The sequence below is a fragment of the Streptomyces asoensis genome (assembly GCF_013085465.1).
In the GTDB taxonomy this organism is placed as follows: Bacteria; Actinomycetota; Actinomycetes; order Streptomycetales; family Streptomycetaceae; genus Streptomyces; species Streptomyces cacaoi_A.
The window spans coordinates 4,294,915-4,315,748 of record NZ_CP049838.1 but is presented as its reverse complement, the minus strand read 5'-3'; the positions used below and the strand labels follow the sequence as shown (position 1 = coordinate 4,315,748).

General features: G+C 70.1%; 17 protein-coding genes and 1 riboswitch. Of the genes, 15 read left to right on the top strand and 2 right to left on the bottom strand.

Going from position 1 to position 20,834, the window contains the following annotated elements; genetic code table 11:
- Positions 1 to 121: 121 nt before the first annotated feature.
- Positions 122 to 868 carry an HNH endonuclease family protein gene (locus tag G9272_RS19160; protein WP_171397718.1) on the top strand — a complete coding sequence of 249 codons (747 nt, stop codon included), beginning with the start codon at positions 122 to 124 and terminating at the stop codon, positions 866 to 868.
- 173 nt (positions 869 to 1,041) lie between these two features.
- Positions 1,042 to 1,788 carry an N-acetyltransferase gene (locus tag G9272_RS19155; protein ID WP_171397717.1) on the top strand — a complete coding sequence of 249 codons (747 nt, stop codon included), beginning with the start codon at positions 1,042 to 1,044 and terminating at the stop codon, positions 1,786 to 1,788.
- A gap of 78 nt (positions 1,789 to 1,866) precedes the next feature.
- Here the strand turns inward: G9272_RS19155 and G9272_RS19150 are convergent, their stop codons facing one another.
- Complete coding sequence (locus tag G9272_RS19150) at positions 1,867 to 2,271, bottom strand: hypothetical protein (protein ID WP_171397716.1); 405 nt, start codon at positions 2,269 to 2,271, stop codon at positions 1,867 to 1,869.
- Between the two features lie 265 nt (positions 2,272 to 2,536).
- On the opposite strand from G9272_RS19150, the gene G9272_RS19145 reads away from it, so the two are divergent.
- From G9272_RS19145 to G9272_RS19085, 13 genes are all read left to right on the top strand, one after another.
- A complete protein-coding gene (locus G9272_RS19145; protein ID WP_171397715.1) occupies positions 2,537 to 3,367 on the top strand; it encodes a glycoside hydrolase domain-containing protein in 831 nt (276 codons plus the stop codon).
- Positions 3,368 to 3,568: 201 nt separating this feature from the next.
- Positions 3,569 to 4,213, top strand: coding sequence for a SurA N-terminal domain-containing protein (locus G9272_RS19140; RefSeq protein ID WP_171397714.1), 645 nt, complete (start codon positions 3,569 to 3,571; stop codon positions 4,211 to 4,213).
- Positions 4,214 to 4,292: 79 nt separating this feature from the next.
- Entirely contained in the window at positions 4,293 to 5,288 is a 996-nt protein-coding gene (locus G9272_RS19135) for a nucleoside triphosphate pyrophosphohydrolase (RefSeq protein WP_171397713.1), read from the top strand.
- A gap of 367 nt (positions 5,289 to 5,655) precedes the next feature.
- Positions 5,656 to 7,329: a hypothetical protein gene (locus G9272_RS19130; RefSeq protein ID WP_171397712.1), complete on the top strand. Its 1,674-nt coding sequence runs from the start codon at positions 5,656 to 5,658 to the stop codon at positions 7,327 to 7,329.
- The gene (locus tag G9272_RS19125; RefSeq protein ID WP_171397711.1) at positions 7,326 to 8,621 is read left to right on the top strand and encodes a cytochrome P450 family protein; all 1,296 of its coding nucleotides are present in this window, start codon (positions 7,326 to 7,328) and stop codon (positions 8,619 to 8,621) included. The genes G9272_RS19130 and G9272_RS19125 overlap by 4 nt, the downstream gene beginning before the upstream one ends.
- A 205-nt stretch (positions 8,622 to 8,826) precedes the next feature.
- Positions 8,827 to 9,840 carry a transglycosylase family protein gene (locus G9272_RS19120; protein ID WP_171397710.1) on the top strand — a complete coding sequence of 338 codons (1,014 nt, stop codon included), beginning with the start codon at positions 8,827 to 8,829 and terminating at the stop codon, positions 9,838 to 9,840.
- 205 nt (positions 9,841 to 10,045) lie between these two features.
- Positions 10,046 to 10,231, top strand: a riboswitch (cyclic di-AMP (ydaO/yuaA leader).
- A gap of 3 nt (positions 10,232 to 10,234) precedes the next feature.
- On the top strand, positions 10,235 to 10,951 hold the full coding sequence (locus tag G9272_RS19115) for a transglycosylase family protein (protein ID WP_171397709.1): 717 nt from the start codon (positions 10,235 to 10,237) through the stop codon (positions 10,949 to 10,951).
- A 374-nt stretch (positions 10,952 to 11,325) separates the two neighbouring features.
- Positions 11,326 to 12,612, top strand: coding sequence for a phosphopyruvate hydratase (gene eno / locus G9272_RS19110; RefSeq protein WP_171397708.1), 1,287 nt, complete (start codon positions 11,326 to 11,328; stop codon positions 12,610 to 12,612).
- Positions 12,613 to 12,772: 160 nt separating this feature from the next.
- Positions 12,773 to 13,249, top strand: coding sequence for an FtsB family cell division protein (locus G9272_RS19105; RefSeq protein WP_171397707.1), 477 nt, complete (start codon positions 12,773 to 12,775; stop codon positions 13,247 to 13,249).
- Positions 13,250 to 13,271: 22 nt separating this feature from the next.
- Positions 13,272 to 13,817 (top strand): DUF501 domain-containing protein, encoded by a 546-nt coding sequence (locus G9272_RS19100; RefSeq protein WP_171397706.1) that lies wholly within the window; start codon positions 13,272 to 13,274, stop codon positions 13,815 to 13,817.
- Positions 13,814 to 14,755, top strand: a complete 942-nt coding sequence (locus G9272_RS19095; protein WP_171397705.1) for a Ppx/GppA phosphatase family protein — start codon at positions 13,814 to 13,816, stop codon at positions 14,753 to 14,755. Before G9272_RS19100 ends, G9272_RS19095 begins: the two co-directional genes overlap by 4 nt.
- Before the next feature lie 453 nt (positions 14,756 to 15,208).
- Positions 15,209 to 16,603 carry an NAD(P)/FAD-dependent oxidoreductase gene (locus tag G9272_RS19090; RefSeq protein WP_171397704.1) on the top strand — a complete coding sequence of 465 codons (1,395 nt, stop codon included), beginning with the start codon at positions 15,209 to 15,211 and terminating at the stop codon, positions 16,601 to 16,603.
- Between the two features lie 321 nt (positions 16,604 to 16,924).
- Complete coding sequence (locus tag G9272_RS19085; protein WP_171397703.1) at positions 16,925 to 18,214, top strand: SAM-dependent methyltransferase; 1,290 nt, start codon at positions 16,925 to 16,927, stop codon at positions 18,212 to 18,214.
- Positions 18,215 to 18,280: 66 nt separating this feature from the next.
- On the opposite strand, the gene G9272_RS19080 is transcribed toward G9272_RS19085, so the two are convergent.
- Positions 18,281 to 20,809, bottom strand: a complete 2,529-nt coding sequence (locus G9272_RS19080) for an ABC transporter permease (protein WP_171397702.1) — start codon at positions 20,807 to 20,809, stop codon at positions 18,281 to 18,283.
- Positions 20,810 to 20,834 lie beyond the last annotated feature (25 nt).

The following is a 20,834-nucleotide window of genomic DNA, read 5'->3' as shown; positions in this document are numbered from 1 at the left end:
TCGGTTGTGGTCTGGACCTCCCGACTGCCCCCGAGCGCCCCCTCGCTACCGTGTGTGCCAGTCCCCGTCAGGGGAAAGCGCCCTGTGCGGGGTGGCAGCGGGCAGGCAAGGGGAGGGGCGCGTGAGGCGTCTGAGGGGCGGGGCGACGGTTGCCGTCGTGCTGATGTGTGCCGTTTCGGTGGCCGGATGCAAGGAGCAGGTCACCGGCTCGGACTCCGGTTCCGGTGGTGCGGGAGCGACGGCGGGCGGTGGAGCGGGGAGCGGCGGAGCGGCTCTCGCGGCGGCCGAGTCGCTGGCCGTGAAGGGGCGGGCACCCAAGACCGGCTACGACCGGGAGAAGTTCGGCTCCGCCTGGGCGGACACGGACTCGAACTCCTGCGACACCCGTGACGACATACTCAAGCGCGATCTGGAGGAGGTGAAGTTCACCGGCGGCGTGTGCAAGGTGTCCTACGGCGTGCTGGAGTCGGACCCGTACTCCGGCAAGGACGTGACGTACCGGCGTGGCAGCAGCAAGGTCGACATCGACCATGTCGTCGCCCTGTCCGACGCCTGGCAGAAGGGCGCCAAGTACTGGGACGCCGGCAAGCGGATAGCTCTCGCCAACGATCCGCTCAACCTCCTGGCCGTCGACGCGAGCACCAACCGTTCCAAGGGGGACGGCGACACGGCGACCTGGTTGCCGCCCAACAAGGCCTACCGGTGCACGTACGTCGCGGCGCAGGTCGCCGTGAAGAAGAAGTACGAACTGTGGGTCACCGCGGCGGAGAAGTCCGCGATGGAGAAGGTCCTGGAGACCTGCCCCGCCCAGAAACTCCCCACCGGGGGCAACCCCACGAAGGCACCGGAGCGTTTCCACGCGGGGTGAGCGGACCGGTGGAACGGCGGGCCCGCGGCGGCCTCATGGCGGTCCCACGGCGCTGCCGAAGTCGCCGAGGTCCCCGAAGCGACCGAGGTGACCGAGGCGCACGAGGCGACCGGCGCGACCGGGGCCGCCGAAATCCAGTCCCGCTTGTTCCTCTCCTCGCCTACCGTGACCGTATGGAACTGAAGGTGTCCAGCCTCGCCGACCGGCCCGAGATGCTCGGCCCGGTCCAGGACATGCCCGACACCTGGCCGGGGTTCGCGACACAGGACCCGGTGGGCAACGCGCACTACGGCCGGATCCCCGTCGAGTTCCCGGAGTACGTGCTGTTCGCGCAGGACGAGCGGGGGCAGGTCGTGGCCCACGCCTACAGCGTGCCGTTCGCCCTGCACGCCGACGGCCGTGGCGGGCTGCCCGCCCGGGGCTGGGACCAGGTGCTCGTCTGGGCCTTCGCCGATCAGCGGAGCGGGGCGCGGCCCGACACGGTGAGCGCGATCTCGATCGTCATCGCCCCGCACGCGCAGGGCCTCGGGCTGTCCGGGCGGATGCTCGCGGCGATGCGGGACAGTGCCCGGGCGAAGGGCTTCACCGAGGTCGTGGCCCCGGTCCGGCCGAACGCCAAGCATCTCGAGCCGCACACCCCGATCGAGGAGTACGCGCACCGGGTGCGGGAGGAGGACGGGTTGCCGTACGACCCGTGGCTGCGGGTGCACGCCCGGGCGGGCGCGAGCATCGAGCGGGTCGCGCCGGCCTCGATGACGGTGGCGGGGTCGCTGGCGGAGTGGCGTCGCTGGACCGGGCTGCCCTTCGACACGCAGGGCGACATCGAAGTGCCCGGCGCGCTGGTCCCCGTGCGGTGCGAGCCGGAGCGGGACTACGCGGTGTACGTCGAGCCCAACGTGTGGATGCGGCACCGCCTTTGAGACGGGTGCGCGGTGTCGCTGCCGGCGGTGTCCACAGCGTTCCCCCGCGCCGGGCCCGAAGTGCTTCGCGCGCAGCGGCTACCGACCGTACGGATACCCCTGCTGATACGGCTGGCCCTGAGGGGCCATGACCGCCCCGTACGCCGGCTGGGCGGCCGGGATCTTCTTGTCGAACACCGCGGACAGCAGCAGCACCGTCGCCGTCAGCAGGGTCACCAGTATGGCGACGCCGAAGAAGGCGTCCCCGTCGCCGTCGGGCGTGATCACCGCCCACGGCAGGATCACGCACTCGTACAGCGCGAACGAGCCGAAGGCCACCCAGTCCGAGGAGAGGCCGCGGCGGGTCGCCACGTACAGGAAGGGCACCCAGACCAGGAAGCCCAGCGAGACCCAGACCAGGGCCACCCAGGCGAGCCGCTGGAACCAGCCGGCCGTCAGCCGTCTCTCCGCGCCCGCCCCGGTCGCCGTCGTCGGCATTGTCATGTCGCCCCCCAAGTCACCTGGGGCAAGGGTAGGACACGGACAGGCCGCTTCAGGGCATCGCTTCTTTACTGTGACATGAGTGAATCTTGTGCCTATGGGGGCCCGGTGTTTCCCGATCGGTGAGAGGCCGCGGGTTACCGTGCGTTCCGTTCGGGTGCCGGACGTCGAGCCGAGGCCGTATCGTCGCACCGAATCAGGGGATTTCAGCCAGACACGACCGTACGCAGCGACATCGCCGTACGCGAAAACGAACGATGGGGTGGGGATGGCCGAGCACCGGCAGTCCAGAAAGCGCAGATACATCACGTGGGGCGTGGCCGGCGCGGCCGTCCTCGCGGGGGCCGGGATAGCGGCGCAGACCTCGATGGCGGCCACCACCTGGCCCGCCCAGAAGACGTACACCGGCCGAGCCTTCGACGCCTGCACCGCGCCCTCGCTGGCCGTGATGAAGGCCTGGAAGACCGACGGCTACTACGGGGGCGCCGCCGTCTACGTCGGCGGCAAGAACCGCGGCTGCGCGCAGCCCAACCTGACCGCCTCCTGGGTGAAGTCGGTCAACACGGTCGGCTGGAAGCTGATCCCGATCTACGTGGGCGCCCAGCCGTCCTGCCAGACCGGCTCCAGCCCCGAGAAGCTCACCGCCGCCACGGCCGCCTCCCTCGGCGCGACCGACGGCGCGGACGCGGTCGCCAAGGCCTCGGCGCTCGGCATGAAGGCCGGCAGCCCGATCTACCTCGACATGGAGCCCTACGACATCACCGACAAGGCGTGCAACGACGCCGTGTTGACGTATGTGCGCTCCTTCACCAAGACGCTGCGCGCCAAGACGTACCGGGCCGGCTACTACGGCTTCAGCAGTTCCAGCGCCAAGGCCGTCGCCACCGCGACGAACAAGACGGACCTGCCGGGCAACCTCTGGTACGCCCTGTGGGACAAGAAGGACACCACGACGACCGACTGGCCGTGGGGCGCCACCCAGTACACCAACCACAGCCGCGGCCACCAGTACATGGTCAACAGCAAGGAGACCCGCGGCGGCTACACGATCACCGTGGACCGCGACGCGTGGGACGCCCCGGTCGCCATCGTCGGCTGAACCGGATCGCCCTCGTGAGGGGTGCCCCGCGCGCGCGGGGCTGAGCCCTCGCACCGAAGAGCGGGCGACGAGCGGGCGCGGCGGTGCCCGAAGTCCTGGTGAATCGTTGGTCGAATGGGTTGGCCCCAGCCGCACCACTGCCTACCATCGATCACCGCAAGACTTTGTGCACCGTCGCACAATCTCCTCGGGAGGTTTCCCTTGCACCGCCGTCGTCGCACCGCGCTCCTGCTGTCCGCCGCGATCGTGGCGGCCCCTCTCCTCGCCGCCTGCGGGAACGACGCGCATCCCGGCGCGGCGGCCGTCGTCGGCGGCCAGCGGATCACCGTCGCGCAACTGGAGAGCCGGGTGAACGAGGTGCGCACGGCCCAGCGGGCCGCGGTCACCGACGACGCCCAGTACGCGCAGGCCGTCGCCCAGACCGGCTCCCTCGCCCGCGACACCCTGCACGGCATGGTCCTCGACAAGGTGCTGCACCGCGCCGCCGAGGACGCGGGCATCACCGTCAGCCGCCGGGAGGTCCAGGAGATGCGGGCCGGCCTGGAGCAGCAGGCGGGCGGCGCGCAGGGTCTGGAGACGGCGTGGCTCCAGCAGTACGGCATTCCGCCGCAGCGCCTCGACGAGAACCTCCGCCTCCAGCTGGAGGCCCAGAAGCTCGCCACCGAGCTCGGCACGAACACCAGCCAGCCCGCTTTCTGGAACGCGCTGTCCAAGGCGTCGAAGGCACTCGACGTCGACCTCAACCCGCGCTACGGGAACTGGGACGCGCAGAAGGTCGCCCGCGTCGACGCGAAGACGCCCTGGGTACGGGAGATCTCGGCGGCCGGGACGCAGCAGACGACGTGACCATGTGATCGTACGACCGGTCGATCCGCCCTGTGGATAACTCGCGGGGCCGCTGACGGGCGTGGGTTACGTTCGGGGTGTGAACGCCATCAGCTCCGCCGCTGCCCACACCACGGCCGACGCCCCCGGCCGCGTCGTCCTGCTCACCACCAGCCACCGGGTCGCCCCCGGCCTGCTGTCCTGGCCCGCCTGGCAGGCCCTGCGCACGGCGGACCGGGTGCTGTGCGCGGACGGCGCGCATCCGCAGCTGCCCTATCTGCGGGACGCGGGCATCACCGTCGAGGAGACCTCCCCGACCGCCGAGGAACTGCTCGCCGCGTGTGCCGACGGCCGCACGGTCGTGGTCGTGGCCACCGGCGAGGGCGAACCGGCCCTCACCGACGGCCTGGCCCGCCTGGCCGGCTCCGGCCGCGTGTCCATGCCCGATCTGGAACTGCTCCCCGCCTCCTACGACCTCCCCGGCGCCCGGCTCCTCGATCTCGTCCAGGTCATGGACCGGATCCGCGCCGAATGCCCGTGGTCCTCCCGGCAGACCCACAAGGGCCTGGCGAAGTACGCGGTCGAGGAGTCGTACGAACTGGTCGAGGCGATCGAGGACGGCGACCACGACGAACTCCGCGAGGAGCTGGGCGACGTCCTGCTCCAGGTCGTCTTCCACGCCCGCATCGCCGAGGAGGACGAGGAGTCCCCGTTCTCCGTCGACGACGTCGCGGGCACGATCGTCGCCAAGCTCATCCACCGCCACCCCCACGTCTTCGGCGACGCCACGGCCACCACCCCGGAGGAGGTGAAGGAGCACTGGCTGCGCACGAAGGCGGCGGAGAAGCGGCGGGAGTCGGTGACCGACGGCGTCCCCCTCCACCAGCCCGGCCTGGCCCTCGCGGCGAAGCTGGTGTCCCGGGCCCGCACGGCACGACTGGAGGTACCGCTGCCGGCGGCCGAGGGCATCGGCTACGAACTGCTGGCCCTGGCGGCACGAGCCGAATCGGAGGGCGTCGACCCGGAGGCGGCACTGCGCGCGGCGGCCCGGGCGTACCGGGACGCGATCCGGGGTGTCGAGGGGCTGAGAGCTTAGTACCGTTGTCTCCTGAGCTGATTGCGGGGGCGCGGGGGCTTGTATGAAACGGGAGTTGGACGTGCTGGCGGCCGCGGCGGCCGAAGCTCTGGTGGCCGTGATGGGCTCGGACGGCTGGGGTGAACATGCCGTGTGGTCCTTCGGGAGGTACTTTCGCCACAACCCGGCGTTGGACATGGGTCGTGTCCTGGGTGGCAGCCGCCAAAGACTTCGTAGCGGGAAGACGTCCCGGGTGGCTGCTCAAAGCGTATGGCGGAAGCGGTTTCTCGACGTTGCGCGGTCCCATCCGGGGAGTGGTGACGAACTCCTGGGGCTCATCCGGACGTTCGCGCCCAGAGTCGTCACCTGTCCGGCTTGCGACGAGCCCATGGACCACCTCGACATCTACTGCGGCGCCTGTGGCTACGACCTGTACCTTCCGGTCATGAAGCCGGCGGATGCCGAGAACGCGGCTTCCCGCGGCTGGGCCGCTGACGTGCTCGCTCCCGACGTGAAGGGCGGCTCCGATACGGTCCGCGCCGGCCACACCACCCAGGACCACATCGACTTCAGACAGAACAGCTTCCACGGCCCGGTGATCGGGGTGCAGAACAACTACGGATCCGGACCCGGTGGGCCCCCCGCCGACAGCTGGCCCCGGCTGGCCGAGCTGCGGGGGCTCGCCCATGGCGTGCGTTCCTCGCGCCGCTTCGGCGACGGGCCCGTTCTCCCGCCGTATGTGCCACGCGACTGTGACGGCGAACTCGACGAGCTGCTGGCGGACGCTCTGATCTCGGGCGGGCTGGTCGTGGTCACGGGTGAGCCGCTGTCCGGCAAGACCATGACCGCCTGGGTCGCCTTGAACCGCGGCACCGGCGACGACACCCGCGTCTACACCGCCCCTCCCGGAACAGATCTGCGCGAGCTCCCCTCCGCTCTCCGAGACCGCGATCCAACCGGTACCCATGTGGTGTGGCTCGACGACCTGGAGAGCCACGTCGGCGAACAGGGTCTGACGGCAGGCATCCTGGCCCGGCTCACCCATGAGGGAGTGCTCGTTCTCGCCACGATGAGAGACGAGGCGTACGACACTCACCGTTTCCGGGACCACCCGACCGCCCGTGTTCTGAGCGGGGCGCGCACCGTCGAGTTGACCTGCCGCTGGAGCGAGACGGAACTCGGGACTCTTGCGTGGGCGGAAGATCCACGGCTCGTGGACGCCATGAGCCTGCGGGACACCCTGGGAGTCACTCAGTACCTCGCCCTCGGCCCGGAGCTGTGGGAGGAATGGCGTCGGGCGGGTCGTCCGTCCGGTCGGCCGAGCGGACACCTGTTGGTGCGCGTTGCCGTCGATGCGGCCCGATGCGGGATCACGCGGGCGTTGCCCCTGGAGGTGTGGGAGAGCGTGATCACCGACTTCGCCCCCTATGCGGACCTGCCGACGACGAGTGGGACCTTCTCGGCGGATGACCTGGAGTGGGCGGCCAGGCCCCGGCTCGGCGTCAGCGGCCTCCTGGTCTCCGGTGAGGAGGGAACCTGGCGGGCGAGCGGGACGCTGGTCGTGGACGCGCTGCGCTCGCCGGATCTGCCGCCACCGGATCCTCACCTGTGGTGGGTCATGGCCCAGGTGGCGAGGGCACACAGCCCGGACGAGTCCATGGGGGTGGTGGCGGTCGGCAGCATGGCCGTGCGCGCGGTGGGTGATGCGGATGACGAGCAGACTCTGCGGATTCTCGGCGAGTTCGCGGTCTGGGCCGGGCACGACGCCGAGGTGCGACACTGGTACGGAAAGCTCGCGAACCGGAACAGGCGTTCGGCTCACTTCCTGGCGAACTACCTCGCAGAGCAAGGTGAGTACGCCGAAGCGATCCGCTATCTGGAGATGGCGGCGGAGGCCGGCCATGTCGGCGCCCAGCTGGATCTCGGACTCCTCCTCGTCGGCCGTGCCGAGCACTGGCTGACGGTGGCTGTCCAGGGAGGCGACAGCGAGGCTGTGGCCGCCCGTGTCCTCGCCGCCCTCCGCCAGGCACGCGCAGCCCGCCCGGATACGGTCAGGGAGTGACCGAGCAGCCCGACACAGACAACCCGGACCGCACCGCTCCCGAACTCTTCACCTGGGAGTTCGCGACCGACCCCTACCCCGCCTACGCCTGGCTGCGCGAGCACGCGCCCGTGCACCGCACCGTCCTGCCCAGTGGTGTCGAGGCCTGGCTGGTCACCCGGTACGCCGACGCCAAACAGGCCCTCGCCGACCAGCGGCTCTCCAAGAACCCGGCGCACCACGACGAACCGGCGCACGCCAAGGGCAAGACCGGCATCCCCGGTGAGCGCAAGGCCGAGCTGATGACGCATCTGCTCAACATCGACCCGCCGGACCACACCCGGCTGCGACGGCTCGTCAGCAAGGCCTTCACGCCCCGCCGGGTCGCCGAGTTCGCGCCCCGCGTCCAGGAGCTGACGGATCAGCTCATCGACCGGTTCGCCGCCGAGGGCCGGGCCGACCTCATCCACGACTTCGCCTTCCCTCTCCCCATCTACGCGATCTGCGACCTCCTGGGCGTCCCCCGTGAGGACCAGGACGACTTCCGCGACTGGGCGGGGATGATGATCCGGCACGGCGGGGGCCCGCGGGGCGGTGTCGCGCGGTCGGTGAAGAAGATGCGCGGTTATCTGCTGGAGCTCATCCACCGCAAGCGCGCGGAGCTCCCCGCCGACCCGGCTCCCGGTGAGGACCTCATCTCCGGTCTGATCCGTGCCTCGGACCACGGCGAGCACCTCACCGAGAACGAGGCCGCCGCCATGGCCTTCATCCTGCTGTTCGCCGGCTTCGAGACGACCGTCAATCTCATCGGCAACGGCACATACGCCCTCCTCACCCATCCCGAGCAGCGCGAACGCCTCCAGCGGTCGCTCACCGAGGACGACGGCGACCGCGGCCTCCTCGAGACGGGCGTCGAGGAACTCCTGCGCTACGACGGCCCCGTGGAACTCGCCACCTGGCGGTTCGCGACCGAGCCGCTGAGCATCGGAGGGCAGGGCATCGCGCCCGGCGACCCCGTGCTCGTGGTGCTGGCGGCCGCCGACCGTGACCCGGCGCGTTTCTCGGACCCCGACACCCTCGACCTGTCCCGCCGCGACAACCAGCACCTCGGCTACGGCCACGGCATCCACTACTGCCTGGGCGCCCCGCTGGCCCGGCTGGAGGGCCAGACCGCGCTGGCCACGCTGCTCACCCGCCTGCCCGACCTCCGACTGGCCGCGGATCCGGCCGAGTTGAGGTGGCGGGGTGGGCTCATCATGCGCGGACTGCGGACTCTGCCGGTCGAGTTCACCCCGGTGCATTCCGGCTCATAACCGGTCCGTGTCTGACCGAATGTCAGCCGGAGTGTGACCGTTCGGCGGAGCAAAGGTGACCAACACTCAAGTCTGTGATCTTCACGTGATCTGCGCGGCATTAACTTGTGACAAGTGATCGTCTGCCGATACGTTCACTCGTCAGCGCGACGCTTCGGTTTCACCCGCCGCGCCGGTCAGTGCTGTCCAGAGAAAGGCCCCTCGCATGCTCTCCGGGAACGGTCGTCACCGTCGCCCCCGCCAGGCCCCGGCCCTCCTTGTCGCGGCCGGAGTGACGGGCTCCGCCATCGCCATCCCGCTGCTCGCCGCCTCCGGCGCGAGCGCGGCCGACGGCACGGTGTGGGACAAGGTGGCGCAGTGCGAGACCGGCGGCTCGTGGAGCGCCGACGAGGGTGGTGGCGAGTACGGCGGTCTGAGCCTCACCCAGAAGGACTGGGTGGCGCACGGCGGCCTCGACTACGCGACCAGTCCCGACCTGGCCAGCCGCAGCCAGCAGATCGCCGTGGCGCAGAAGGTGCTCGCGGCCGAGGGGATCGGCGCGTGGGGCACCTGCGGGCTGACCTCCGGGCTCACCCAGGAGAACGGCGCGCTGAGCGTGGACACCGGCGTGGCGGACGACTCGTCCGACTCGTCCGACTCATCTGGGTCTTCCGGATTGTCCGACCTGTCCCGGGGGTTGTCCGGATCCTCGGGCTCCTCGACCGGCGACGACTCCTCGACCGACTCGTCCGACTCGTCCGCTGATTCCTCCAGTTCTCCCTCGGCGTCCGCTTCCTCCCCTTCGTCCTCTTCCTCCGCCACGGATGACTCCGGAACGTCCGGCGGTTCCGGCGGCCAGGGTGACGGCTCGACGGGCGACGGCTCGCCCACGGCGACCCCGGGGACGGACGACTCGGACAAATACGTCCAGGATGAAGGTTCTTGGAGCCTTGTCGACACCGGCTCCCTCGGCTCGGGCAAGCACCGCGGTGCCACCGCCGACGAGGCCGCGACCAAGAGCGCGACCGACGCCGGCGTGGACGGCACCACCGCCGCCTCCGCCGGTCGGCATGCCGCGGCCACCTATGTCGTCCAGGAGGGCGACTCTCTCGCGTCCATCGCCGACTCCCTTGGTCTCGACGGTGGATGGCGTGCCCTCTACGACGAGAACAGGGACCTCATCGGCGTCGACCCGAGCAACATCGCCGCCGGTCAGACCCTCGACACAGGGGTGGAATAGGGCGCAAAGCCCAAGAAAAACAGCGGGAGTTCACGTCACGCTTCGCGCCGAATGTCCGGTTTGGTGAAAGTGTGGGATGAGTCTCAGAAGCCCTGATCGTCTTTGAAATTCCCCCGATCGCGTGTCTACGGTCGAGGCCGCTCGGCAACCCGAGCCCCGGCCGTCGCAACGCCGAATCCTGCCAGCGACGAACCGGGAACAGTCGTCGCGTCAAGCGCCGTAGGCAGGAGCGGGGGACCCAAGGTAAGTGCCGCGCCGGTCGGTTGACCGGAACGGCTAGGGGTGAAGCCACACCTCCCACGGAGCAGCGCTCCGGCGGACGAGGAGTGGCCGGGCAACTCACACGGCCCGAACCCGACAGCTCACCTCGCAGGCGTCGGTGAGGGGATCCACCATGCTGTTTTCCGGTAAGGGCAAGCACCGCCGTCCCTCCAAGGCGACCCGGGTCGCCACGCTCGCCGGCGTCACCGGCGTCGCCATCGCCGCCCCGCTGATGGCGGCCGGCAACGCCTCCGCCGCCACCGCCTCCGAGTGGGACGCGGTCGCCCAGTGCGAGTCCGGCGGCAACTGGTCCATCAACACCGGCAACGGCTACTACGGCGGCCTCCAGTTCTCCGCGTCCACCTGGGCCGCGTACGGCGGCACGGCCTACGCCTCGCAGGCCAACCAGGCCTCCAAGTCCCAGCAGATAGCCATCGGCGAGAAGGTCCTCGCAGGTCAGGGCAAGGGTGCCTGGCCGGTCTGTGGTACCGGCCTGTCGGGCGCCGCCTACAACGGCTCGAGCGCCGACTCCTCGAGCTCCGGCTCGTCCAGCTCCTCCGGTTCCGCCGGCTCGTCGAACAGCGGCAGCACCAGCAGCCGCTCGACCGAGGAGCAGAGCGCCTCCCGCTCGACCGACCGCCCGGCCGCCTCCAAGACGGTCACCACCCCGACCGGCAAGAAGGTCAAGAAGGGCGACGGCGAGTACAAGGTCGTCAAGGGCGACACCCTCAGCTCCATCGCCGAGAAGCACAAGGTCAAGGGTGGCTGGGCGAAGCTGTTCGAGCTGAACAAGGACATCGTCGACGACGCCGACCTCATCTACCCGGGCCAGCAGCTGCACCTGAAGTGACACCGTGCCTGAAGTGACACCCCACGTGAAGTGACACCTGGCCCCCAGAGAAGCCACAGCGCCCTCACATCCGAGGTCGGCACACTGAAGACCTCGTGAGGGTCCCCCCGTCCCCACGGGCTCCCCGCTCCGGTGCGTGTTCCCCCGTACGCACCGGAGCGGGGTTTCTCTTTGCCCGTTCGTCACTTCCTGTCGGCTTTTCTCGGCCACCCCCTTTGTTCCGGGCGGAAACAATAGGTACCGTCTGTCTGTCCACGGGACGGTCGGTCGGCTGCCGACGGCCCCGGGGCGGTTAGGCTCTAGTCGCAAGGCTCAGCAAGGGCTCATCAAGGCCCCTGGGCCCCGCACAACCAGCGTCACATCCCAAGAAGGAGATGCTCGTGCCGTCCATCGACGTCGTCGTAGCCCGGGAAATCCTGGACTCCCGAGGCAACCCCACGGTCGAGGTCGAGGTCGGCCTCGACGACGGCAGCACGGGTCGTGCCGCCGTTCCGTCCGGCGCCTCCACCGGTGCCTTCGAGGCCATCGAGCTCCGCGACGGTGACCCCAACCGCTACCTCGGCAAGGGTGTCGAGAAGGCCGTCCTCGCCGTCATCGAGCAGATCGGCCCGGAGCTCGTCGGCTACGACGCCACCGAGCAGCGCCTGATCGACCAGGCCATGTTCGACCTGGACGCCACCGACAACAAGGGCTCGCTCGGCGCCAACGCCATCCTCGGCGTCTCGCTCGCCGTCGCCCACGCCGCCTCCGAGGCCAGCGACCTGCCGCTGTTCCGCTACCTGGGCGGCCCCAACGCGCACCTGCTGCCGGTGCCGATGATGAACATCCTGAACGGCGGCTCGCACGCCGACTCCAACGTGGACATCCAGGAGTTCATGATCGCCCCGATCGGCGCGGAGTCCTTCTCCGAGGCCCTGCGCTGGGGTGCTGAGGTCTACCACACCCTCAAGAAGGTGCTGAAGACCAAGGGCCTGTCCACCGGCCTCGGCGACGAGGGCGGCTTCGCCCCGAACCTGGAGTCCAACCGCGCCGCGCTCGACCTCATCATCGAGGCCATCCAGCAGGCCGGTTACGTCCCCGGTGAGCAGATCGCGCTCGCGCTCGACGTCGCCGCGTCCGAGTTCTACAAGGACGGCAAGTACGAGTTCGAGGGCAAGTCCCGCTCGGCCGCCGAGATGACCGAGTACTACGAGGAGCTCGTCTCCGCGTACCCGCTCGTCTCCATCGAGGACCCGCTGTACGAGGACGACTGGGCCGGCTGGAAGGTCATCACCGACAAGCTGGGCGACAAGGTCCAGATCGTCGGCGACGACCTCTTCGTCACCAACCCCGAGCGTCTGGCCCGCGGCATCGAGGAGGGCTCCGCCAACGCCCTGCTCGTCAAGGTCAACCAGATCGGTTCGCTGACCGAGACCCTGGACGCCGTCGAGATGGCCCAGCGCAACGGCTTCAAGTGCATGATGTCCCACCGCTCCGGCGAGACCGAGGACGTCACCATCGCCGACCTCGCCGTCGCGGTGAACTGCGGTCAGATCAAGACCGGTGCCCCGGCCCGCTCGGACCGCGTCGCCAAGTACAACCAGCTGCTGCGCATCGAGGAGATCCTCGACGACGCCGCGGTGTACGCCGGCCGCAGCGCCTTCCCGCGCTTCAAGGGCTGAACCTTCCCGCACGTCCGCTCTGCGGACCTCGGGCACAGCAAGGGCTGACGCCGCCGACCCGAACCGGGTCAAGGCTCCGCCAGTCGTACGTACGTCCCCGTACCCGGTCCCGTACCGTGTGCGGGGACGTACGCACGTGTGAGACGGGAGGCGGGAAGCAGTGGCCGTGAAGGACCGGGACCGTTTCTCCACCGCGACCAGGATCAAGCTGCTCGGCGAGCAGACCGCGGCCCGGGTCTACCGCTCCCAGACCAAGCGCCAGGCCCGCCGCTCCCGGCTCACCGGCCGCGCCGCGCTCCTCGCGCTCGTCCTGTGCACGCTGATCGTGGCCCTGGCCTACCCGATGCGCCAGTACGTCTCCCAGCGCGCCGAGATCGCCGATCTGGAGCGCGAGAAGCAGCAGGCCAGCGAACGTGTCGAGCAGCTGCGCGACCTCAAGGCGCGCTGGCAGGACGACGCCTACGCCGAGCAGCAGATCCGGCAGCGGCTGCACTACGTGCTGCCGGGGGAGACCGGGTTCGTGGTGATCGACCCGGACGCGGCCAAGCAGTCCCGCGCCGACCTCGGCGCGACCGACCGCCCCTGGTACTCGAACGTCTGGGACGGCGTCGACAAGTCCGACGCCTCCGACCAGTGAACTGACCGATAGAAAGACAGGCATGCAAACGCCCCCGCCGACCACCCCGCGCACCGAGCCCACCGACGCGGACGTCGAGGCCTTCAAGCAGCAGCTCGGACGGCCGCCGCGCGGTCTGCGCGCGATCGCGCACCGCTGCCCGTGCGGCGAGCCGGACGTCGTGGAGACGGCCCCCCGCCTGCCCGACGGCACGCCCTTCCCGACGCTGTACTACCTGACGTGCCCGAAGGCCAACTCGGCCATCGGCACGCTCGAGGCGAACGGCGTGATGAAGGAGATGACGGAGCGGCTCCAGAGCGACCCGGAGCTGGCCGCCTCCTACCGCGCCGCGCACGAGGACTACATCCGGCGCCGGGACGAGATCGAGGAGCTGAAGAACTTCCCCAGCGCGGGCGGCATGCCGGACCGTGTGAAGTGCCTGCACGTGCTCGTCGCGCACTCCCTGGCCGCAGGCCCGGGCGTGAACCCCCTCGGCGACGAGGCCCTGGAGATGCTCCCGGAGTGGTGGCGCAAGGGCACGTGCGTGGCGCCGGGCCGGCAGGACGACGCGAAGGAGGCCGCCCGGTGACCCGGGTCGCCGCCGTCGACTGCGGTACGAACTCGATCCGCCTCCTCGTCGCCGACGCCGACCCGGAGACCGGCGAGCTGGTCGACCTGGACCGCCGGATGACGATCGTCCGCCTCGGCCAGGGCGTCGACCGCACCGGCCGGCTCGCCCCCGAGGCGCTGGAGCGGACCTTCGCGGCCTGTCGGGAGTACGCGGCCGCCATCAAGGAGTACGGCGCGCAGCGGCTGCGCTTCGTCGCCACCTCCGCCTCCCGGGACGCGGAGAACCGGGACGAGTTCGTGCGCGGGGTGCTGGACATCCTCGGCGTCGAGCCCGAGGTCATCACCGGCGACCAGGAGGCCGAGTTCTCCTTCACCGGCGCCACGAAGGAACTGAAGGGGCGCGCCGATCTGGCCAAGCCCTTCCTGGTGGTGGACATCGGCGGCGGCTCGACCGAGTTCGTGGTCGGCGACGACCGGGTGCGCGCCGCGCGCTCCGTCGACGTGGGCTGCGTACGGATGACGGAGCGGCACCTGGTCGTGGACGGGAAGGTCATCGACCCGCCCACCGCCGGGCAGATCGCGGCGATGCGCGCCGACATCGAGGCCGCCCTCGACCTCGCCGAGCGGACGGTCCCGCTGCGCGAGGCGCGCACCCTGGTCGGCCTGGCCGGCTCGGTGACGACGGTCGCGGCGATCGCCCTGGGACTGGAGGCGTACGACTCCACGAAGATCCACCACGCGCGGATCGGTCTCGACCGGGTCAGGAGCATCAGCGACGACCTTCTCCAGGCCACTCACGAACAGCGCGCGGCGCATCCGGCGATGCACCCGGGCCGGGTGGACGTGATCGCGGCGGGCGCGCTCGTCCTGGTGGCGATCATGGAGCGGATCGGCGCGGAGGAGGTCGTCGTGAGCGAGCACGACATCCTCGACGGCATCGCCTGGTCGATCGCGTGACCCCGGCCGACCCGCTACTTGCACTCTGCTGAGCAGGCAGGATGCCCGTATGAGCAGACCCGAGGGGCCCTTCGTGGCCCCTCGGACGCGTTCCGGAGGCACCCCCTCGGGAAAGTTCGTGAAGTTCTTCACAAGGAATTCGGCCCTGTCGGAGGACGGAGGCGTCTCCGTTGACCCTTCCGGGGGCCCAACACCCCTGTGAACGTGTTCAAAAGAGGCGCGCACGGACGTATCGCGGAGCTCCGGGGACGGTGCCTCAGGTGGTCCTCACGGAGCCCTTCCGGGCCCGGAGAGGCAGCTCACGCGGCATTGACAACGCCATGCCCTACACGCTGGTTCCCGCTCCGCGCCATGACCTGGATCACGCGGGCCGCGGAGGATAGCACACACCCCCGGGAAGCTTGTGAAGGGGCGCACGAGCGACCCCCCTCGAGCGGGTGGATACTCGATGGCATGAGCACCACGGAGCGTCCCAGGATCCTCGTAGTAGGCGGTGGGTACGTAGGCCTGTACGCAGCTCGGCGCATCATGAAGAAGATGCGCTACGGCGAGGCGACCGTCACGGTCGTCGACCCCCGGTCGTACATGACCTACCAGCCCTTCCTCCCCGAAACCGCCGCCGGCAACATCTCCCCGCGCCACGTCGTCGTCCCGCTGCGACGCGTGCTGCCCAAGGCGGAGGTCCTCACCGGCCGGGTCACCACCATCGACCAGGACCGCAAGGTCGCCACGATCGCCCCGCTGGTCGGCGAGGCGTACGAGCTGCCCTTCGACTACCTGGTGATCGCGCTCGGCGCGGTCTCCCGCACCTTCCCGATCCCCGGCCTCGCCGAACAGGGCATCGGTATGAAGGGTGTCGAGGAGGCCATCGGCCTGCGCAACCACGTCCTCGAGCAGCTCGACAAGGCCGACTCCACGACCGACGAGGAGATCCGCCGCAAGGCGCTCACCTTCGTCTTCATCGGCGGCGGTTTCGCCGGTGCGGAGACCATCGGTGAGGTCGAGGATCTGGCCCGGGACGCGGCCAAGTACTACAAGACGGTGTCCCGCGAGGACATGCGCTTCATCCTCGTCGACGCCGCCGACAAGATCCTTCCCGAGGTCGGCCCCAAGCTGGGCCAGTACGGCAAGGAGCACCTCGAGGGCCGCGGTGTGGAGATCTACCTCTCCACCTCCATGGACTCCTGCGTCGACGGCCACGTGGTGCTGAAGAACGGCCTCGAGGTCGACTCCAACACCATCGTGTGGACGGCGGGCGTCAAGCCCAACCCGGTGCTGGCCCGCTACGGCCTGCCGCTGGGCCCCCGCGGTCACGTCGACACGGCCCCGACCCTCCAGGTCCAGGGCACCGACTACATCTGGGCCGCCGGCGACAACGCCCAGGTCCCGGACGTCGCCGCCCGCAAGGCCGGCGTCGAGAACGCCTGGTGCCCGCCGAACGCGCAGCACGCGCTGCGGCAGGCCAAGGTCCTCGGCGACAACGTGATCTCCGGTATGCGGGGCTTCCCGCAGAAGGAGTACTCGCACTCCAACAAGGGTGCGGTGGCGGGCCTCGGCCTCCACAAGGGCGTCGCGATGATCGTCATGGGCAAGGTGAAGATCAAGCTCAAGGGCCGTCTCGCCTGGTACATGCACCGCGGCTACCACGGCATGGCGATGCCGACGTGGAACCGTAAGATCCGCGTCTTCGCCGACTGGACGCTCGGCATGTTCCTCAAGCGTGAGGTCGTGGCGCTGGGTGCGCTGGAGTCCCCGCGCGAGGAGTTCTACGAGGCCGCGAAGCCGGCGCCGGTCGCCGCGAAGCCGGCCGCCGAGAAGACCGAGAACGAGAAGGCCAAGGCCTCCTGACCTCCGGTCACCCGACCTCTGGTCACCTGACTTCCGGTCATCTGACCTTCGGTCACCCGACCTCCGGCCCCCGGGCCGCCGGTCACTGAAACACCCCCGAAGGGGCCGTCCGCCATCCGTGGTGCGGGCGGCCCCTTCGGCGTTCGCCGAGCCTGAGCAGGAGCCCGCGCCGGCGCCCCCGAACCGAGCGCCGCCGGCGACACGTGCCCTGTGCATGTATTTTGCCGAGCCGTGACGGCCGCGCGGGACTGGACTGAGCGCTCTTCCGTGTTTACGTGGTGTCAGGACATTGCGGGATCACCCGTCACGGAGGTGTGCATCATGGCTGACGCCGCGCCGCGGCTCCATGCCCTCGTCGAGCAGTTGCTGGGAGCCCCTTTCCCGGTCCGCGTGCGTGCCTGGGACGGTTCGCAGGCGGGTCCGCCCGCCGCGCCGATCCTGGTCGTACGCAATCGCCGGGCCCTGCGGCGGCTCCTCTTCAAGCCCGGCGAGCTCGGCCTCGCCCGCGCCTGGGTGGCCGGTGACCTGGGGATCGAGGGGGACCTGTACACCGCTCTCGATCTGCTCTCCGGCCTGATCTGGCAGCGCGGCGAGGACGCCCGTACGCTCGGGCAGGCGCTGCGCGACCCGGACTTCCGTTCGGCGGTGCGCGGCCTGCTGAAACTCGCCGGACCGCCGCTGCCGCCCGCCCCGCCGGGTGAAGAGATCCGCCGGACCGGCCACCTCCACACCCGCCGCACCGACCGACGCGCCATCAGCCACCACTACGACGTCGGCAACGACTTCTACGCGCTGGTCCTCGGCCCGTCCATGGTCTACTCGTGCGCCTACTGGGAGTCCGGGGACAGCACCCTCGAACTCGCCCAGCACGACAAGCTCGAACTCGTCTGCCGCAAACTGGACCTGAGACCCGGATCGCGGCTGCTGGACGTCGGCTGCGGCTGGGGCTCCCTCGCCATCCACGCGGCCCGCGAGCACGGTGCGACCGTCGTCGGGATCACCCTCTCCCAGGAGCAGGCGGCGTTCGCCCGTAAGCGCGTCGCCGACGCCGGGCTCACCGACAAGGTCGAGATCCGCGTCCAGGACTACCGGGACGTCGCCGACGGGCCGTTCGACGCGGTCTCCTCCATCGGCATGGCGGAACACGTCGGCTCCGAGAAGTACCTGGAGTACGCGCAGGTCCTGTTCGCGCTGCTCCGGTCCGGCGGCCGACTGCTCAACCACCAGATCGCCCGCCGTCCGCAGCGCGACGAGTCGGCGTACGGCGTGGACTCGTTCATCGACGCCTACGTCTTCCCGGACGGCGAACTCGCCCCCGTCGGCACCACGGTGGGCCAGCTCGAACGCGCGGGCTTCGAGGTCCGTGACGTCGAGTCGATCCGCGAGCACTACGCCCTCACCCTGCGCCGCTGGGTGGCCCGTCTGGAGGCCGACTGGGACCGGGCCGTCCACCTCACCAGCCCCGGTCGCGCCCGGGTCTGGCGGCTCTACATGGCCGCCTCCGCCGTCGCCTTCGAACGCAACCAGATCGGCGTCAACCAGGTCCTGGCCGTCCGGACCCCCGGATCGGGCGACTCCGGGATGCCGCTGCGCGCCCGCACCTGGAACTGACTGACGGCCGTCCGACGCACGAGGGGCCCCGCCGCATCGCGCGACGGGGCCCCGACCGGGTTTGCCCTACTCGGACTTGATCGCGGCCAGCATGTTCAGGCGCGACGCCCGCCGGGCCGGCCACAGCGCGGCCAGGATGCCCACCCCGGCGGCCAGCGACAGGAAGACGGCCATCCGGGCCCACGGCACGACCAGTTCGTACGTCGGCATGCTGGTGCCGAGCAGCTCACCGGCGGCCCAGCCGAAGAACACGCCCAGGCCGATGCCGAGCACCCCGCCGAAGAGCGAGATCACCAGGGACTCCAGCCGGACCATCCGCTTGACCGAGCGCCGGTCCAGGCCGATGGCCCGCAGCATGCCGATCTCCTGGGACCGCTCGAAGACCGACATCGCGAGGGTGTTGATGACGCCGAGGACCGCGACGATCACGGCCATCGCGAGCAGCCCGTAGAGCATGTTCAGCATCAGCGTGAACATCTTCGCGACCTCGTCGGAGAGGTCCTTCTTGCTCTGGACCTTGATGGCCGGGTTGGAGCCGAGGGCCTTCTCCAGCCGGTCCTTCGTGCCGTCCGAGGTGCCGCCGGACGTCTTGACCATGACCCGCATGTCGGTCGGGTCCGCCAGATGCGGGGTGAGGGCGGCGTTGTCGAGCAGGATGCCCTCGATCAGCTCGTTGCCCTTGTAGACCCCGGAGACCGTCAGCTGCTGCTTCTTGCCGTCCTCGTAGTTCACCGTGAAGGACGAACCGGCCTTCCAGCCGTGGGACTCGGCGGTGGCGTCGTCGACGACGACCTGTCCGCCGCCCACCTTGAAGGAGCCGTCGTCGACCTTGAGGTCGGTCAGAGCGCCGATGGTGGAGCCGGTGACGCCGGTGAGGTACTCGGTCGTGCCGTCGATCCGGCCGGGGGCGTTGCGCATCGGGCTGGTGGCGGTGACCCCGTCGGTGGCCTTCAGCTTCTCGTCGATGTCGGCGGAGAGCTCGTTGCCGTTCGCCATCGACACGACGTAGTCGGCCCTGATCGCGGAGGACGCCATCTTGTCGATGGACTTCTGGAGGCTGCCCGCCATCACCGTCATACCGGTGATCAGGGTCAGACCGATCATCAGCGCGGAGGCCGTGGCCGCCGTACGGCGGGGGTTGCGCACCGAGTTCTGCCGGGCCAGCTTGCCGGACACCCCGAAGATCCGCAGGACGGGCGCGGCGGCCGCGATCAGCGGGCGGGACAGCAGCGGGGTCAGGATGAAGACGCCGATGATGAGCAGGACCGCGCCGAGACCCATGGGGGCCTGGCCGTCGGAGCCGCTCATCGTCGTCGCGGCCAGGACCACGGCGACGCCCGCCGCCGAGAACAGCGCGCCCAGCGTGTTGCGCAGCACCAGGGACTTGGTGCTCGCGGTGGCGTGCACGCTGCTCATCGCGGCGACCGGCGGGATCTTCGCGGCCCGGCGGCCGGGCAGCCAGGCCGCCAGCATGGTGATGACGACGCCGACGACGAGGGCGGCGGCGATCGTGCCGGGCGAGACGACGAGCGGCCCGTCGGGGACGGTCGCCCCCAGCGTCCCGAGCAGCGAGCGCAGCCCGGCCCCGATGCCGATGCCGGCGACCAGACCGGTCACCCCGGCGATCGTGCCGACGACGAACGCCTCGATCAGCACCGACCGCGTGACCTGCCGGCGGGAGGCGCCGACGGCCCGCATCAGCGCGAGTTCCTTGGTGCGCTGGGCGACCAGCATGGTGAAGGTGTTGGCGATGATGAAGGTGCCGACGAACAGCGCGATCCCGGCGAAGACCAGCAGCCCCTGCTTCATCCCGCTCATCGAGGCGGAGATCATCTCGGCCTGGTCGGCGGCGAGTTGCCTGCCGGTGACGGTCTCGACCTTGTCCTTCGGCAGGGCGGTGTCCAGGGCGGACTTCAGCGCGCTCTGCGAGGTCCCGGCGGCGGCCTGCACGTCGATCTCGTCGTAGGTGCCGGTCTTGCCGAAGAGCGTCTGCGCGGTCGCCGTGTCGAACAGGGCGAGGCTGCCGCCGGCCGCGACATTGCCGTCGTCGGTGGTGAAGATGCCGGTGATCTTCGGGGTGAGGACGGGGCCGTCGACGGAGATCCGTACGGTGTCGCCGACCTTGTACCCGGCCCGCTCGGCCGTCCTGGAGTCGATGACGACCTCGTCGGCGCCGCTCGGCGCGTGTCCGGTGGCGAGCGGGTACCGGGCGTCCTTGTCGCCCCAGTAGTTGCCGCCCTGCGACTGGAAGCCACCGCCGATGAGCTTGCCGCCCTTGTCGGCGATGGCGGTGAAGCCGTTGACGACGCCGATGGCGGACGCGGCGCCCGGCACCTTCGCGCTCTGCTCCAGCAGCGCCTGGGTCAGCTCGGGCGTCTTGACGATACGGTCGCCGACGTCGTCCTGGGCCTCGGCGGTGACGGCGACGTCGACCTGGTCGAAGCCCTTGGCGGAGCTCTTCTGGAGGGCGTCGGAGAGGGTGTTGGTGAAGACCAGGGTCCCCGACACGAAGGCCACGCCGAGCATCACGGCGAGCACGGTCATCAGGAGCCGGGCCTTGTGCGCGAGTACGTTGCGCAAGGCGGTACGGAACATGGGGTTCTTCTCAGTCCTGCTCGTC

Bases quoted from the DNA above. Each gene is read 5' to 3' on its own strand.
- G9272_RS19090 (WP_171397704.1), top strand. From the start codon at position 15,209: ATGAGCACCACGGAGCGTCCCAGGATCCTCGTAGTAGGCGGTGGGTAC.
- G9272_RS19130 (WP_171397712.1), top strand. From the start codon at position 5,656: ATGGACCACCTCGACATCTACTGCGGCGCCTGTGGCTACGACCTGTAC.
- G9272_RS19150 (WP_171397716.1), bottom strand. From the start codon at position 2,271: ATGACAATGCCGACGACGGCGACCGGGGCGGGCGCGGAGAGACGGCTG.
- G9272_RS19080 (WP_171397702.1), bottom strand. From the start codon at position 20,809: ATGTTCCGTACCGCCTTGCGCAACGTACTCGCGCACAAGGCCCGGCTC.
- G9272_RS19100 (WP_171397706.1), top strand. From the start codon at position 13,272: ATGCAAACGCCCCCGCCGACCACCCCGCGCACCGAGCCCACCGACGCG.
- G9272_RS19155 (WP_171397717.1), top strand. From the start codon at position 1,042: ATGGAACTGAAGGTGTCCAGCCTCGCCGACCGGCCCGAGATGCTCGGC.
- G9272_RS19085 (WP_171397703.1), top strand. From the start codon at position 16,925: ATGGCTGACGCCGCGCCGCGGCTCCATGCCCTCGTCGAGCAGTTGCTG.
- G9272_RS19145 (WP_171397715.1), top strand. From the start codon at position 2,537: ATGGCCGAGCACCGGCAGTCCAGAAAGCGCAGATACATCACGTGGGGC.
- G9272_RS19115 (WP_171397709.1), top strand. From the start codon at position 10,235: ATGCTGTTTTCCGGTAAGGGCAAGCACCGCCGTCCCTCCAAGGCGACC.
- eno (WP_171397708.1), top strand. From the start codon at position 11,326: ATGCTCGTGCCGTCCATCGACGTCGTCGTAGCCCGGGAAATCCTGGAC.
- G9272_RS19120 (WP_171397710.1), top strand. From the start codon at position 8,827: ATGCTCTCCGGGAACGGTCGTCACCGTCGCCCCCGCCAGGCCCCGGCC.